The sequence below is a fragment of the Amycolatopsis melonis genome (genome assembly GCF_040064235.1).
Lineage (GTDB): Bacteria > Actinomycetota > Actinomycetes > Mycobacteriales > Pseudonocardiaceae > Amycolatopsis > Amycolatopsis melonis.
Genome location: NZ_JBDZYD010000006.1, coordinates 125,971 through 140,593, shown reverse-complemented (window position 1 = coordinate 140,593; position 14,623 = coordinate 125,971). Strand labels below are relative to the sequence as shown.

The window sequence follows — 14,623 nt, the reverse complement described above, 5'->3', positions numbered from 1 at the left end:
TGCGACGGCGAAGCCGCACCCTGTCACCAGGAGGTCCCCGGTGAAGACATCCCCAGCGCGGCGCCTCGGCCGCGCGCTCGCCGTGCTGGCCCTGCTGGGCGCCGGCACGACGGCGGCCCAGCTCACCCCGGCCGCGGCGGCCACCCCGGCACTGCAGTCGATCGTCCCCGTCCCGGTGTCGGTGACCCCGGCGGCCGGCGTCGCCTTCCCGCTGGTCTCGACGACGAAGATCGTCACCGAAGCCGGTTCGGCACCGGCCCGGCAGGTCGGCGACTACCTCGCGGGCGTGCTGCGCCCGTCGACCGGCTACGCGCTGCCGGTGTCCGACGCGCCGGCGTCCGTGCCGTCCGACAGCATCGCGCTGCTGCTGAGCGGCGCGCCCGCCTCGGTGGGCGCCCAGGGGTACCAGCTGGTGTCGACGGCGTCGTCGGTGACGATCCGGGCGGCAACGGCCGACGGGTTGTTCGCGGGTGCCCAGACGCTGCGGCAGCTGCTGCCCGGCAGCGTCGAAAGCCCGGCGGCCCAGCCGGGCCCGTGGAGCATCCCGGGCGCGACGATCCTCGACTACCCGCGGTTCGCCTACCGCGGCGCGATGCTCGACGTCGCCCGCCACTTCCACCCGGTGGCGACGGTCAAGCGGTACCTCGACCAGCTGGCCCAGTACAAGATCAACGCCCTGCACCTGCACCTGGCGGACGACCAGGGCTGGCGCATCCAGATCGACAGCTGGCCCCGCCTGGCGACGTACGGCGGCAGCACCCAGGTCGGCGGCGGCCCGGGCGGCTACTACACGAAGGCGCAGTACACGGACATCGTGAACTACGCGGCGTCGCGCCACATCACGGTGATCCCGGAGATCGACATGCCGGGGCACGTGAACGCGGCACTGGCGTCGTACGCGGAGCTGAACTGCAACGGAGTGGCCCCGGCCCTGCGCACCGACACGGCGGTGGGCTACAGCTCGCTGTGCATTTCGAAGGACATCACGTACACGTTCGTCGCGGACGTGCTGCGCGAGCTGGCGGCCCTGACACCCGGCCCGTACCTCCACATCGGCGGCGACGAGGCGGCGGCGACGTCCCAGGCGGACTACCTGACGTTCATCGGCAAGGTGCTGCCCCTGGTGGCGGCCACGGGCAAGTCGGCGGTGGGCTGGCACGACATCGCCAAGGCAACGCTGCCGTCGTCGGCAACACCGCAGTTCTGGGGGACATCGACGTCGGACGCGGGCGTCTCGGCGGCGGCATCCCGCGGCAGCAAGGTGATCCTGTCCCCGGCGAACAAGGCGTACCTGGACATGAAGTACAACAGCTCGACCCCGATCGGCCTGTCGTGGGCGGGCTACATCGAAGTCCAGGACGCGTACGGCTGGAACCCGGGAACGTACCTGTCGGGCGTACCGGAGTCCGCGGTCCGCGGCGTGGAATCCCCGCTGTGGACGGAAACGGTGGTCACCCCGGCGGACATCGAGTACCTGGCGTTCCCCCGGGTGGCAGCGCACGCGGAGCTGGGCTGGTCCCCGTGGTCGACCCACGACTGGACGGCCTTCCGCACCCGCCTGGGCGCCCAGGCCCCCCGCTGGACGGCGCAGTCGATCAACTTCTACCGGTCTGCGCAGGTTCCGTGGGACACGGGCGGCGTTCCGGGCACGTGCTCGGCGCCGGAGTGGAGCGCTTCGCAGGTGTACACGGGCGGGAACGTGGTGTCCCACAACGGCCACAAGTGGACGGCGAAGTGGTGGACACAGGGCGAGGAGCCGGGAACGACGGGCCAGTGGGGAGTGTGGACCGACAACGGCGCTTGCTGAGGTGACGGTCCGGGCCTGCCTGGAGGTGGGCCCGGACTGGTTTGTGGCAGCGGAAATTCTGCCGACACCGAAGCACGGCCTCGCGCCTGGCGCGAGGGGACCGCCGAAGCGCGGCCCTTACTCGCGCCAGGCGCGCTCTCGGCCGTGCGGCGTTAGCCTCGGAGACATGCCGGAGCCGTGTCCGATCTGTGCGAAGCATCGGGGTGAGGGGCCGCTTGTCAGCCCGGTCGTCTGGGCCGATGACCATGTCGTCGTCACGCATCGGCCGGAGCCCGATCTGCTTGGGTATCTCTTCGTCGAGCCTCGGCGGCATGTTGGCGGGCTGGCCGATCTCGCCGAAAGCGAGGCGCTCGGCATTGCCCGGGCGGTGTGGGTTGCCGCGCGGGCCTTGCGGGCCGAACTCGATGTCGAGTCCGTGCACACCTTCGTGGCCGGGCGGTCGGCCGCCCGGGTGCATTTTCACCAGCACGTCTTCGTGCGGCATCGGGGTACTCCGGCCGGGTTGGGGTGGCTGGACGTCGACTGGGCCGGGGCGCCGCACGGGGATCCCGCTGCTCTGTGCGGACGGTTAGCGCCGTACTTCGCCGCGTGATCCTGGAACACCTCCTCGGCCCGGCGGGTTAGGTTGGGGCATGAGCGTTGATCTGGAGCAGGTTCGCACGCTGGCCGTGCAGGAGCACGGCCTCGCCACCGTCGCCACCACGCGGGCCGACGGCACCGTCCACTCCTCCGTCGTCAACGCCGGCGTCCTCGAGGACCCGGTGACCGGTGCGCCGGGCGTCGCCTACGTCGCCGTCGGGCGGGCGCACAAGCTCGCGCTGCTGCGGCAGGCCGGGCATGCCACCCTCACCTTCCGCCGGGGCTGGAAGTGGGTCTCCGTCACCGGGGCCACCCACCTCATCGGGCCGGACGATCCCGACCCCGCCTTCGACCCCGCGGGCCTGCCGGCGCTGCTGCGCGCCGTCTTCATCGCCGCCACCGGCACGCACGACGACTGGGACGAGTACGACCGCGTGATGGCCGAAGAGCGCCGGGTCGCGGTGTTCGTCCGGGCGGACCGGATAATCGGCAACCCCTGACCCTCCCGCCTCCAGGAGTCGTTCGTTGGCCGAGTCCTCCTTCCGCGTCTCCACGCCGGTCAAGGTCCTGATCGGCGTGCTTGCCGTCGCCGACGCCGGGTTCGGCGTGGCTCTCGCTCTCGGGCTGGTGCGCGGCCTGTCGCCATGGCTGATCGGCGGTGCCTACGCGGCGACCGTGCTCGCCGCGGTGGCCGGCTACCGTGTTTCCCGCGCCCGCGAGCTCAAACGGGGCTTCGAGAGCCTCCACGACCTCACCATCGGCGACGAGGGCATCCGCCTCCCGGCGGGCACGCTCAGCACGCGCCTCGTGCCCTGGTCCCAGATCGCCGACGTCACCACGCGCCGCTCGGCCCGCTTCGGCGACGGCTACCTGCGCGACGCCCTCTGGCTCGACCTGGTCACCGGCGGTGGCGTCGAGAGCTCCGTGCAGCGCTACGCGCCACGCGGACGGCTCAAGCCGGCCCCGCCGAACCGGAGGCAGTTCGAGCAGACGGCGATCCTCGACCCGGCCCTGTTCGACGCGGTGGTCGAACGGCTCCGGAAGGAACTCCGGCACCGGCAGCTGCACGCCCAGCTGCGCAGCACGCCCCGCATCCGCCACCACTGACCAGCCACCACTGACCTGCCACCCCGGGCCGGATCGCGCACCGGCGCGTGTCACCGCCGCTCGGCTTCTCCCCCGGCAGCCGGGACACCACCGGCACCGCACCGCGCCACCCGCGAACCACCGCCGCCGCGCCCGGCCCAGGTGCTCCAGTGGTCCGACTTCCGCACGAAAGGACCACTAAGTCCTGGACCAGGGCGACGGAACCGCGAAGCCCGGCCCGGAAGCGGCCGCGCTCAGCCGAGCCTGCCCAGCAGCTCCCGTGGCGCGATCCGCACCGGGAACGGCCGCTCGGCCTCGAAGACCTCCTCGCCCGCCGCCTTCGCCACCTGCTGGTAGTGCCCCTCCTCGTCCAGCTCGAAGACGGTGAGCGCGGGTTCCTCCGGATCGATCACCCAGTAGCCCGGCACCCCGAGCCGCTCGTAGACCGCCTTCTTGGTGTTGAGGTCGTGGATGGCGGTGTTCGGCGACAGGACCTCGACCGTCAGCAGGGGTGGCTCCGGCAGGTCCTTGTCGGTGAAGTCCGCCTCCCGGCCGACCACCACGTCCGGCTGGAGTTCCACCTTGTCGCCCGAGTGCACCGCGAACGGTGCGCCGATCACCTCGAGATCGGCCGGGCAGGCGGCCTCCAGCACGCCGTAGAGCCGGTAGGCGATCTTCTGATGTCTTCTTCCGGGTGCGGGGCTCACGACGAGTACCCCGTCGATGAGTTCGTAGCGTCGGCCATCGTCCGGCATCCCCTCGAGGTCGTGCACCGTCATGGGGCCCGACCACGCGGGAACCTCGATGTCTGCCATGACCGTCATGGTGCTCTCCTTTCGCTCTTCGCACCAGAGCACACCAGACAGCACCGACAGAAACGGCTTCGAACGCCGGTTCGGCGCCCGTGTTCACTCGGAAGCGTGAACACGGGCGGAGTGTCAGCTCGCGCGGACACTCATTTCTTGTTCTTCCCCGAGTCCTCTGTGGACAGTGCGGCGACGAAGGCTTCCTGCGGGACCTCGACCCGGCCGACGGTCTTCATCCGCTTCTTGCCTTCCTTCTGCTTCTCCAGCAGCTTCCGCTTCCGCGAGATGTCACCGCCGTAGCACTTGGCGAGGACGTCCTTGCGGATCGCGCGGATCGTCTCGCGCGCGATGATCCGCGAGCCGACCGCCGCCTGGATCGGCACCTCGAACTGCTGACGCGGGATCAGCTCGCGCAGCCGCGTCGCCATCCGGTTGCCGTAGCCGTAGGCCGCGTCCTTGTGCACGATCGCCGAGAACGCGTCGACGGTTTCGCCCTGCAGCAGGATGTCCACCTTGACCAGGTCGGCGACCTGCTCGCCGGCCTCTTCGTAGTCCAGCGACGCGTAACCGCGCGTCCGCGACTTCAGCGTGTCGAAGAAGTCGAAGATGATTTCCGCCAGCGGGATGTTGTAGCGCAGCTCGACGCGGTCCTCGGACAGGTAGTCCATGCCGAGCAGCGTGCCGCGCTTGGTCTGGCACAGCTCCATGATCGTGCCGACGAACTCCGACGGCGCCAGGATGCTCACCTTCGACACCGGCTCGTGCACCTCGGCGATCTTCAGCCCGGTCGGCCAGTCCGACGGGTTGGTCACGACCACCTCGTTGCGGTCCTCCAGCACCACGCGGTAGATCACGTTCGGCGCCGTCGAGATCAGGTCGAGGCCGAACTCGCGCTCCAGCCGGTCGCGGGTGATCTCCAGGTGCAGCAGGCCGAGGAAGCCGCAGCGGAAGCCGAAGCCCAGCGCCACCGACGTCTCCGGCTCGTAGGTCAGCGCCGCGTCGTTCAGCTGGAGCTTGTCCAGCGCCTCGCGCAGCTCGGGGTAGTCGGAACCGTCCACCGGATACAGTCCGGAGTAGACCATCGGCTTCGGCTCGCGGTAGCCGGCCAGCGGTTCCTTCGCGCCGTTGCGCTCCGCGGTCACGGTGTCGCCGACCTTGGACTGGCGGACGTCCTTCACGCCGGTGATCAGGTAGCCGACCTCGCCGACGCCGAGGCCCTTGCTGGCCTTGGGCTCCGGCGAGATGATGCCGACCTCCAGCAGCTCGTGCGTGGCGCCGGTGGACATCATCTTGATCCGCTCGCGCGGGGTGATCTTGCCGTCGACGACCCGGATGTAGGTGACGACGCCGCGGTAGGTGTCGTAGACCGAGTCGAAGATCATCGCGCGGGCGGGCGCGTCGGCGTCGCCCTGCGGCGCCGGGACCTGCTTGACGACGGCGTCGAGCAGCTCGCCGACCCCCATGCCGGTCTTGGCCGAGACCCGCAGGACCTCCTCGGGCTCGCAGCCGATGATGTGGGCCAGCTCACCGGCGTACTTGTCCGGGTCGGCCGAGGGCAGGTCGATCTTGTTCAGCACCGGGATGATCTGGAGGTTGTTCTCCAGCGCCAGGTACAGGTTGGCCAGGGTCTGGGCCTCGATCCCCTGCGCGGCGTCGACCAGCAGGATCGCGCCTTCGCACGCCTCCAGGGCGCGGGAGACCTCGTAGGTGAAGTCGACGTGCCCCGGCGTGTCGATCATGTGCAGGACGTGGTCCTGCCCGTCGACCTGCCAGGGCAGCCGGACGTTCTGCGCCTTGATGGTGATCCCGCGCTCGCGCTCGATGTCCATCCGGTCGAGGTACTGGGCCCGCATGGCGCGCTCTTCGACGACGCCGGTGAGCTGCAGCATGCGGTCGGCCAGGGTCGACTTGCCGTGGTCGATGTGCGCGATGATGCAGAAGTTCCGGATCAGCTCCGGAGGCGTGAAGGTGGTGTCGGCGAACGTCGTCACTCGAATGAGTCCTCGGAAAGTCGGGGATGGCCACCTCCATGTTCCCATGACCCTCCGGGTGCGGGTGGGGGTCATCCCCGATGCGGGCTTCCGCGAGAAGTGGTGCCCTCGAAGTATGAGCACTTCGCACCAGCCGGCACCCCCTCCCCAGCCGGATCCGGACGGCTTCGCCCGCGTCCTCGACCGGACGTTCGGTCACCCCTCGGGCGTGCTCGGCCGCCTCGGCGGGTGGCTGATGGCCAGGGGCAACGCCGCCACCGAACACCGCATCGTCGACCTGGCGAAGATCGAGCCGGACGAGACCGTCCTGGTCGTCGGCCCCGGCCCCGGCGTCGGCCTGGACGCCGCCGCTCGCCTGGCCGGGCGCGCCATCGGCGTCGACCCCTCCCCCGAGATGCTCGGGCTGTGCCGCGAGCGCTGCGGCGACCGTGCCGAGCTGCGCGAAGGGTCGGCCGCGCACACCGGCGAGCCCGACGGATCCGCCGACGTCGTCCTGAGCGTGAACAACGTCATGCTCTGGGACGACCGCGCGGCGGGCTTCGCCGAGCTGTTCCGGGTGCTGCGCCCGGGCGGGCGGCTGCTGCTGTCCGCACACGAGAAGTGGCTCCCGGTGGGCAGGCACGTGCTGGCCGACGAAGCCGCCGCGGCGGGCTTCACCGACCTGCAGACGTGGACCTGGGACCCGCCCGGGTTCGCCGCGCTGGCGGCGCAGCTGCGCGCGGTGAAGCCCGCCTAGCGGGTGTCCGTCCGGATCGGGTGGCCCTCGGGCACCTCGACCAGCACGATGCGCGTGCCGTCCGGATCGGCGATCCAGGCCTCGTCGAGGCCCCACGGCATCCGCTGGGCGTCCTGCACCGGCTCGACGCCCTTCGCCCGCAGCTCGGCCAGGGTGCCCGCCAGGTCACGGACCTGCAGCCAGAGCACCAGATCGGGCGAGGAAGTGCCGTCTCCCTGGCCGGAGACCTCCAGGGAGCCGTGCCCGAGGAAGAAGACGGTGCCGCCGGGGAACTCGCGCTCGACGGCCAGGCCGAGGGTGTCGCGGTAGAACGCGGTGGTCGCGGCGGCGTCGCGCGGGCGGATCAGCAGCCTGCTCTTCAGGACTTCCATCCGACCATCCCTACCGGACGCGCTCAGGCGGCCGCAATCGCGGCGATGCCGGACAACACGATCACCGCACCGGCGAGCCGGCGGCCGGCGTCGCGTTCGCCGAGCACGAACCACGCGGCGAGGCCACCGAGCACGATGCTCAGCTCCCGGGCGGGCGCGACCAGGCTGACCGGCGCCATGGTGAGGGCGAACAGCACGAGGATGTAGGCGATCGGCGACAGCACCGCGACGAGCAGCACCTCGCGCCGGTGTTCGCGCCAGACCCGCGTCACCTCGGCGCGGCCGGCCAGCGCGCCGGGCACGAGCAGCAGGCTCTGCAGGACCGAGCCGAGGCCGAAGTAGACGACCGGCGGCACGCCGATGCCGGTGACCGAGTGGGCGTCCCACAGCGTGTAGCCGGCGATGACGGCGCCGGTCAGCAGGCCGTAGAAGACACCGGCCTTGACTGCGTGCGTCTCGCCGCCCCGGCGCCCGGTGCTGATCACCAGCACGCCGGCGATCACCAGAAACGCGCCGAGCAGGCCGAGCGGGCCGGGGCGTTCCCCCAGCACCAGGACGGCCGCCAGCACGGACAGCAGCGGGCCGGTGCCGCGCGCGACGGGGTAGACGACCGACAGGTCGCCGACGCGGTACCCGCGCTGCAGGACGACGCCGTAGGCGATGTGCAGCACCGCCGTGACCACCGCGGCGAGCAGCCAGCTCCACTGTGGACGTTCGTCCTCGACGACGAGCAGCACGACGGTGACCGGCAGCAGCACGACCGCGGCAACGGTGTAGTAGAGCCAGACGAACTGCGTGCCGCCGGCGGAGATCCGCTTGGCGGCCAGGTTCCAGGCCGCGTGCACGACGGCGGCGACGAGGACGAGGGACAGGGCAGTGGCGTTCATGGGACCCCTTACGGGTTTTCGCGCACGCGAAAACCGGGTCCTCCAGGCTTTTGCCCCGTCAGATGAACGACCGGCCGTCCGGGCCCGCCGATGGTGCCGCTCGGACCAGCCCCGCCGGCCCTGGTTGTACGGTGCGGGCACGGACCGGCGACGGAACCCTAGGCACTGCCGCCACCGAGCCTACTCCCGGCTCCGGGCGCCCGCGGCCCGGCTGTTAGAGTGGTCGCTCGCTGCCCGTGCGGCATTCCGTCATGGAGGAAACCCGCTCCCCGAGCGGGGCCACTTCAGCGCGGCGGCGATCTCACCGAGTGAAACAGGAGTTGCCCTATGGCCAACATCAAGTCGCAGATCAAGCGCATCACGACGAACGAGAAGGCGCGTCAGCGCAACCAGGCGATCCGGTCCTCGGTGAAGACCGCGATCCGCAAGGTCCGCGAAGCCGCCGAGGCCGGCGACAAGGCCAAGGCCGTCGAGCTGCAGCGCGACGCCGCCCAGAAGCTGGACAAGGCCGTCTCGAAGGGCGTCATCCACGCCAACCAGGCCGCCAACAAGAAGTCGGCGCTCGCCAAGCGCGTCAACGCGCTCTGAGCCAGTTGGTTTCTGGGAAGGCCCCGGCTCCGGCCGGGGCCTTCTTCGTGCCCGGGGTCAGCGGTCGCCCTTGGCGGCCGCCACCTCGAGGACCGCTCGCTCCAGCGCGTAGCCCGGGTCCGCCGCGACGCCCTTGACCTCCGCGTTCAGCCGGGCGACCACGCGCATCGCCATGGCAAGGCCGTCGGGGTTCCAGCCACGGGACTGGCCCTGCGCCTTGCGGATCTTCCACGGCGGCATGCCCAGCTCACCCGCCAGCTGGTTCGGGTTGCCGCGGCCCGCGCCGGAGACCCGGGCGATCGTGCGGACCGCGTCGGCCAGCGCGTCGGCCACCAGGACGTGCGGGACGCCCAGCTGCATCGCCCAGCGCAGCGACTCCAGCGCCGCCGCGCGGTCGCCGCTGACCGCCTTCTCCGCGACCGCGAAGCCCGTCACGTCGGCGCGGCCGCGGTGGTAGCGGCGGACCGCCTCCGCGTCGACCGTGCCGCCCGTGTCCGCGACCAGCTGCGTCGCCGCCGAAGACAGTTCCCGCAGGTCGGAGCCCACCGCGTCGATCAGCGCCGCGACCCCGGCCGGGTCGATCTTGCCGCCCACCCGGCGGACCTCGTGCCGGACGAACTGCTCCCGCTCGGCAGGCTTGGTCAGCTTCGGGCACTCCGTCACCTCGGCGCCCGCCTTCTTCAGCACAGCAGGCAGCGACTTGCCCGCCTTGCTGCGGCCGCCGCCGGTGTGCACGACGACGAGCACGACCCCGTCCGCCGGGTCCTTCAGGTAGGCCGCGACCGCGTCCGCCAGCTCCTGCGAGATGTCCTGCGCCGACTCCAGGACGATCACGCGCCCCTCGCTGAACAGCGACGGACTGACCAGTTCGGCGAGTTCCGGCGCTGTGAGATCCGACACCCGGACCCGGGTCAGCTCCGCCGTCGCGTCCGTCGCGCGGGCGGCGGCCAGCGTCTCGCGGACGGCCCGCTCGATCAGCAGTTCTTCCTCTCCCAGCACCAGGTGCAGCGGGGCCGGGGCGGTGGCTTGCGCGGTCACCCCGGAATCCTCTCACTTGCTCTGTTCGTGCCCCCGCTCCGGTGATGTCGAGCGGGACCGTGGCACGGCTCGAGCGCGATGTCGTACGGTGTAGCCGAGGCAGCCGCCCCGGGCGATCCGGCGAGCGTGCACCGACAACCGAATACCGCTCATCCAGAGGGGCAGAGGGAACGGCCCGACGAAGCCCCGGCAACCGGCGTACAGCCTGTCATCCCGCGATCGCGGGATAGCTGACGACCACGGTGCCAATTCCGGCCCGCTTCGGCGGGGCAGATGAGGAAAGGAACCTCGCGATGACCGCAACCCTCGGCACGACCTCCACCACCAAGACCCCGGACCTCGGTCCCGCCGTCGAACTGGTGTCGAAGGAAGAGGGTCACCGGCAGCCGCTCGCCCCCGAATTCGTCTCCGCCGAGGACTTCTCGCCGCTCGAGGTCGCCTACGACTTCGGCCGCGTCCGCCGCGAGGACATCGAGGCAGGCCCGAAGAACATCTGGCGCTACAAGAAGCTCCTTCCGGTTCCGTCCAATGTCGAAGAGATCCCGAACACCGAGCCGGGCGCGACGCGGCTGATCCGCGCCGACCGCCTCGCCAAGGAACTCGGCCTCAAGCGCGTGTGGGTCAAGGACGACACCGGCAACCCGACTCACTCGTTCAAGGACCGCGTCGTCGCCGTCGCGCTGGCCGCGGCCCGCGAGTTCGGCTTCGAGGTGCTGGCGTGTCCGTCGACCGGCAACCTGGCCAACGCGACGGCCGCCGCCGCGGCCCGCGCGGGCTGGCGGTCGGTCGTGCTGATCCCCAAGACCCTCGAGCGCGCCAAGATCCTCACCACCGCGGTGTACGACGGCGACCTGATCGCCGTCGACGGCAACTACGACGACGTCAACCGTCTCGCCACCGAGCTGGCCGCGGAGCACCCGAAGTGGGCGTTCGTGAACGTGAACGTCCGGCCGTACTACTCGGAAGGCTCGAAGACGCTGGCCTTCGAGGTCGCCGAGCAGCTCGGCTGGCGCATCCCGCCGCAGATCGTCGTGCCGATCGCCTCCGGTTCGCAGCTGACCAAGGTGGACAAGGGTTTCCGCGAGCTGGGCCAGCTCGGTCTCGTGGACGCCAGCCCGTACAAGGTGTTCGGCGCGCAGGCCACCGGCTGCTCGCCGGTGTCGGCCGCGTTCCGCGCGGGCCACGACGTGGTCCAGCCGGTGAAGCCGGACACGATCGCCCGCTCGCTGGCGATCGGCAACCCGGCCGACGGCCCGTACGTGCTCGACATCGTCAACCGCACCGGCGGCGCGATCGAGGACGTCTCCGACGAAGAGGTCGTCGAAGGCATCCGCCTGCTGGCCCGCACCGAAGGCATCTTCACCGAGACGGCAGGCGGGGTCACCGTCGCCACGGCGAAGAAGCTGGTCGAGACCGGCAAGCTGGACCCGGACGCGGAGACCGTGCTGCTGATCACCGGCGACGGCCTCAAGACCCTCGACGCGGTCGAGAACCACGTGGGCCCCAAGGCGATCCTGCCCCCGTCGGCCGCCGCCGTGAACGAGGCGCTCGGCTACTGACGTCCGGCTCCGCGCCCCGTCCCCCGGGCTCACCGGCGGGGCGGGCCGCGGGGCTCGCCCCGCCGGACGACGGCGGAGCCGGAGACCACGGCCGTGTCGCCGTCCGTGTCGGTGCGGGTGACCAGGGCACCCAGCGCCGTCAGGCTGTCCAATGTGGACCTGCTGGGATGGCCGTACGTGTTGCCCGCGCCCACGCTGACCAACGCCACCCGGGGTGCCACCGCCGCGAGGAACGACGGCAGCGAGTAGCGCGAGCCGTGGTGGGGCACTTTCAGCACCTCCGCTTTCAGGTCGTCGAGGTCGGCAAGGAGGTCCGCCTGGGCCGCCAGTTCGACATCGCCCGTCAGCAGGACCCGGCCGGCCGGGGTTTCCGCCCGCAGCACCACCGAGCTGTTGTTGATCGTCGTGCCGTCCGGCCGCTCCTCCGTGCGGGCCGGGACGTACCGCGGGCCGAGCACCTCCATCGACAACCCCGGCCACGCCAGGCGTTCGCCCGGGTTCAGCTCCACCAGCGGCACGCCCTGCCGGGCCGCCTCCCCGGCCACCTGCCGCCACGCCCACTCCGGCGCCCGCCCCGGGCCGACGGCGATGGCGCCGACCGCCCGGCCGTCGAAGACCGAGGCGAGCCCGCCGATGTGGTCGGCGTGCAGGTGACTCAGCACCAGCACCGGGATCCGGTCGACGGCCAGCCGGTGCAGGCACTCGTCCACCGGTCCCGGCTCGGGCCCGGTGTCCACGACGACGGCCCGCCCGGGCTCGGCGGTCGCCAGCACCACCGCGTCGCCCTGGCCGACGTCGCATTCGACCATCGCCCAGTTCCGCGGCGGCCACGCCGGCGCCAGGACCCGCACGGGCACGAACACCAGCAGCGCGACGGCGACCAGCACCGCCATGAGCACCCGCACGCGCCGGTGCCGGGCAGCCAGTACGAGCACCGCCAGGACACCGGCCGCCAGCACTCCGCCCGCCCAGCCGCCGGGCCACGCTACGACCGCGCCGGGCGCCCGTGCGCCGTGCCGGGCCACGGTGATCAACCAGCGGACCTCCGGATCGGCCAGGTGCACCAGGACCTTTCCGGCACCCGGCCACCACGGGCCGATGACCGTCGCCAGCACGCCGAGCACCGTCGCCGGAGCCACCACGGGCGCGGCGAGGACGTTGGTCAGCACCGAAACCAGGCTGACCGAGCCCGCCATGCCCGCGAGCACCGGTGCCGTCACCACGAACGCCGCCAGCGGGATCGCCAGCCCTTCGGCGAATCCCGGCGGGACGCCGCGGCGGACCAGGACACCGGCCCAGCGCGGGGCGAACAGCACGAGCCCGGCGGTGGCGAACACCGAGAGCGCGAACCCGAAGTCCGTGGCCATCGCCGGGTCGGCGACCACCAGCACGCACACCGCGAAGGCGAGCGCGGGCAGCGCCGAACCACGCCTGCCCAGCGCCAAGGCCAGCAGCGTCACCGCGGCCATGACACCCGCCCGCAGCACGCTCGGCTCCGGGCCGACCAGGACCAGGAACCCGGCCAGGCACGTCCCGGCCGCCACCGCCGACAGCCGGGGACCGAGCCGCAACAGCCGCAGCAGGAGCAGCACCGCACCGCAGGCCACGGCGAGGTTGCCGCCGCTGACCGCGGTCAGGTGGGCCAGGCCGGCGGTGACGAACTCCTGCTCGACGCGCGGGGACAACGCACCCGTGTCACCCAGGACCAGGCCCGGCAGCAGGCCCGCGGGTTCCTCCGGCAGGACCTGGCACAGGTCGTGGAGACCGGCACGCAGCCCGGCCGCCGCCCGCTGCCACCATGGCGCCGGGCCGGGCTCGCCCGGCGGGCCACGCACGGACAGCACCGCGACGGTCAGGTCCGAGCCACGCGGGGTCATCAGCAGGCCGCTCACGCCCACTTCCTGCCCGGGCAGCAGCGAAGCCCACGGCGCGACCGGCGCCAGCAGCAGGACGCGCCCGGACGACGAGACCGGCCGCCCGTCCACCGACGCCGTGCGCACGTCGGCCGTCAGCACCACCGACCGGGCGCCGGCCTGCTGATCGGCGTATCCCGCCGTGCGGACCGGCTTCGGCCGTTCGGCGACGACGACCCGCAGCGCCGCGGGCAAGCCGTTCGCCGCCGCCACGCGGAGGTCGTCACGCTGGGCGTCGCGGATGCGCCAGGCGACCGGTCCCGCCGCCACGAGCCCCAGTACCAGCAGGGCGGCCGCCGCGTCGAAGACCCGGGGACGGCCGCGCGCCCGCCAGAGCACCAGCCCGGCGGCCACCGCCGCGGCAAGCCCGGCCACGACCGCCGTCCACCAGCCGAGGAGCAAGCCCGCCAGTGCGGCGGACCAGCACACCAGCGCCGCCGGCACCAGCCGCATGTCCTGACGCGTGTCGGTCACGGGAAGGGCACTCATCCGACCGTCACCTGCTCTCTCAACTTGCGATATTTGCTTTCGCCGATGCCGTCGATTTCGCGCAGCTGCTCGACTTTGCTGAAGCCGCCGTGGTCGGTGCGCCACTGGACGATCCGCTTGGCCATCACCTCGCCGACGCCCGGCAGCGTGTCCAGCTGGTCGGCGGTCGCCGCGTTGAGGTCGACCTTCCCGCCGCCCGCCGGGGCGTCCGCGGCCCCGGCGGGGGCCGGGATGCCGACCGTGAGCTGCTCGCCGTCGGCCACCTTGCGTGCCAGGTTCAGCGCGGCGAGGTCCGCGCCGGGCTCGGCCCCGCCGGCCGCGCGCAGCACGTCGGCCACGCGGGCGCCCGCGGGCACGGTGACCAGCCCCGGTGACCGGACGCGGCCGACGACGCTGACGACGAGCCCGGCCGGGGGCGCGGCCCTGGCCTCGGCCGCCGGTTTCGCATTGGCCGGCGCGGGTGGCGGCTCCGGTGCCGGACGGCCGCCCGCGAGCGCGACCGCGCCGAGGACGATCACGACGACGGACAGGAGGACACCGGCGAAGGCCCACCGGCGGTGGCCGGCACCTGCCGGACCGCCCGGCAGCCAGCGCCGGACCAGCCGGCCGCCGGGGCCGGCCGTGCTCGCGCCGGGCGTGAGCTGGTCGGCCAGCCAGGCGAGCCGGTCGTTGACGGGAGGGCCCGGATTCCGGGCGGGCTGCTCGAACACACGATCGACGTTAGGGCGCGCGGGGAGGCGGGCGACAGGGGTGCCGCCGCGTCCTGTGGACAA

Annotated in this window: 14 protein-coding genes and 1 riboswitch; of the genes, 7 read left to right on the top strand and 7 right to left on the bottom strand. The window is 72.2% G+C overall.

Going from position 1 to position 14,623, the window contains the following annotated elements; all coding sequences use genetic code 11:
* Nucleotides 1–40 precede the first annotated feature (40 nt).
* From ABJI51_RS17525 to ABJI51_RS17510, 4 genes are all read left to right on the top strand, one after another.
* Complete coding sequence (locus ABJI51_RS17525) at nt 41–1,807, top strand: beta-N-acetylhexosaminidase (protein ID WP_348952095.1); 1,767 nt, start codon at nt 41–43, stop codon at nt 1,805–1,807.
* 166 nt (nt 1,808–1,973) lie between these two features.
* Nucleotides 1,974–2,399 carry an HIT family protein gene (locus ABJI51_RS17520; protein WP_348952094.1) on the top strand — a complete coding sequence of 142 codons (426 nt, stop codon included), beginning with the start codon at nt 1,974–1,976 and terminating at the stop codon, nt 2,397–2,399.
* A 40-nt stretch (nt 2,400–2,439) separates the two neighbouring features.
* Nucleotides 2,440–2,886, top strand: a complete 447-nt coding sequence (locus tag ABJI51_RS17515; RefSeq protein WP_348952093.1) for a pyridoxamine 5'-phosphate oxidase family protein — start codon at nt 2,440–2,442, stop codon at nt 2,884–2,886.
* Between the two features lie 25 nt (nt 2,887–2,911).
* Entirely contained in the window at nt 2,912–3,493 is a 582-nt protein-coding gene (locus ABJI51_RS17510) for a PH domain-containing protein (RefSeq protein ID WP_348952092.1), read from the top strand.
* A 233-nt stretch (nt 3,494–3,726) separates the two neighbouring features.
* Here ABJI51_RS17510 and ABJI51_RS17505 read toward each other — a convergent pair whose 3' ends face one another.
* Complete coding sequence (locus ABJI51_RS17505; protein ID WP_348952091.1) at nt 3,727–4,296, bottom strand: Uma2 family endonuclease; 570 nt, start codon at nt 4,294–4,296, stop codon at nt 3,727–3,729.
* 131 nt (nt 4,297–4,427) lie between these two features.
* On the bottom strand, nt 4,428–6,317 hold the full coding sequence (gene lepA, locus ABJI51_RS17500) for a translation elongation factor 4 (protein WP_348952090.1): 1,890 nt from the start codon (nt 6,315–6,317) through the stop codon (nt 4,428–4,430).
* Nucleotides 6,318–6,384: 67 nt separating this feature from the next.
* Here lepA and ABJI51_RS17495 point away from each other — a divergent pair, with 67 nt between their 5' ends.
* Nucleotides 6,385–7,005: a class I SAM-dependent methyltransferase gene (locus tag ABJI51_RS17495; RefSeq protein WP_348952089.1), complete on the top strand. Its 621-nt coding sequence runs from the start codon at nt 6,385–6,387 to the stop codon at nt 7,003–7,005.
* Here ABJI51_RS17495 and ABJI51_RS17490 read toward each other — a convergent pair.
* Together ABJI51_RS17490 and ABJI51_RS17485 are read right to left on the bottom strand one after the other, a co-directional pair.
* A complete protein-coding gene (locus ABJI51_RS17490) occupies nt 7,002–7,376 on the bottom strand; it encodes a VOC family protein (protein WP_348952088.1) in 375 nt (124 codons plus the stop codon). The genes ABJI51_RS17495 and ABJI51_RS17490 overlap by 4 nt on opposite strands.
* Nucleotides 7,377–7,399: 23 nt before the next feature.
* Nucleotides 7,400–8,263, bottom strand: coding sequence for a DMT family transporter (locus ABJI51_RS17485; protein ID WP_348952087.1), 864 nt, complete (start codon nt 8,261–8,263; stop codon nt 7,400–7,402).
* A gap of 327 nt (nt 8,264–8,590) precedes the next feature.
* On the opposite strand from ABJI51_RS17485, the gene rpsT reads away from it, so the two are divergent.
* Complete coding sequence (gene rpsT, locus ABJI51_RS17480) at nt 8,591–8,851, top strand: 30S ribosomal protein S20 (RefSeq protein ID WP_013228460.1); 261 nt, start codon at nt 8,591–8,593, stop codon at nt 8,849–8,851.
* Nucleotides 8,852–8,908: 57 nt separating this feature from the next.
* Here rpsT and holA read toward each other — a convergent pair whose 3' ends face one another.
* Nucleotides 8,909–9,889: a DNA polymerase III subunit delta gene (holA, locus tag ABJI51_RS17475; RefSeq protein WP_348952086.1), complete on the bottom strand. Its 981-nt coding sequence runs from the start codon at nt 9,887–9,889 to the stop codon at nt 8,909–8,911.
* 146 nt (nt 9,890–10,035) lie between these two features.
* Nucleotides 10,036–10,169: riboswitch (SAM riboswitch) on the top strand.
* 13 nt (nt 10,170–10,182) lie between these two features.
* Here holA and thrC point away from each other — a divergent pair.
* Nucleotides 10,183–11,448 (top strand): threonine synthase, encoded by a 1,266-nt coding sequence (gene thrC, locus ABJI51_RS17470; RefSeq protein ID WP_348952085.1) that lies wholly within the window; start codon nt 10,183–10,185, stop codon nt 11,446–11,448.
* 29 nt (nt 11,449–11,477) lie between these two features.
* On the opposite strand, the gene ABJI51_RS17465 is transcribed toward thrC, so the two are convergent.
* Both ABJI51_RS17465 and ABJI51_RS17460 read right to left on the bottom strand, forming a co-directional pair.
* Nucleotides 11,478–13,850 (bottom strand): ComEC/Rec2 family competence protein, encoded by a 2,373-nt coding sequence (locus ABJI51_RS17465; protein WP_348952084.1) that lies wholly within the window; start codon nt 13,848–13,850, stop codon nt 11,478–11,480.
* Nucleotides 13,847–14,560: a ComEA family DNA-binding protein gene (locus tag ABJI51_RS17460; RefSeq protein WP_348952083.1), complete on the bottom strand. Its 714-nt coding sequence runs from the start codon at nt 14,558–14,560 to the stop codon at nt 13,847–13,849. The genes ABJI51_RS17465 and ABJI51_RS17460 overlap by 4 nt, the downstream gene beginning before the upstream one ends.
* Nucleotides 14,561–14,623 lie beyond the last annotated feature (63 nt).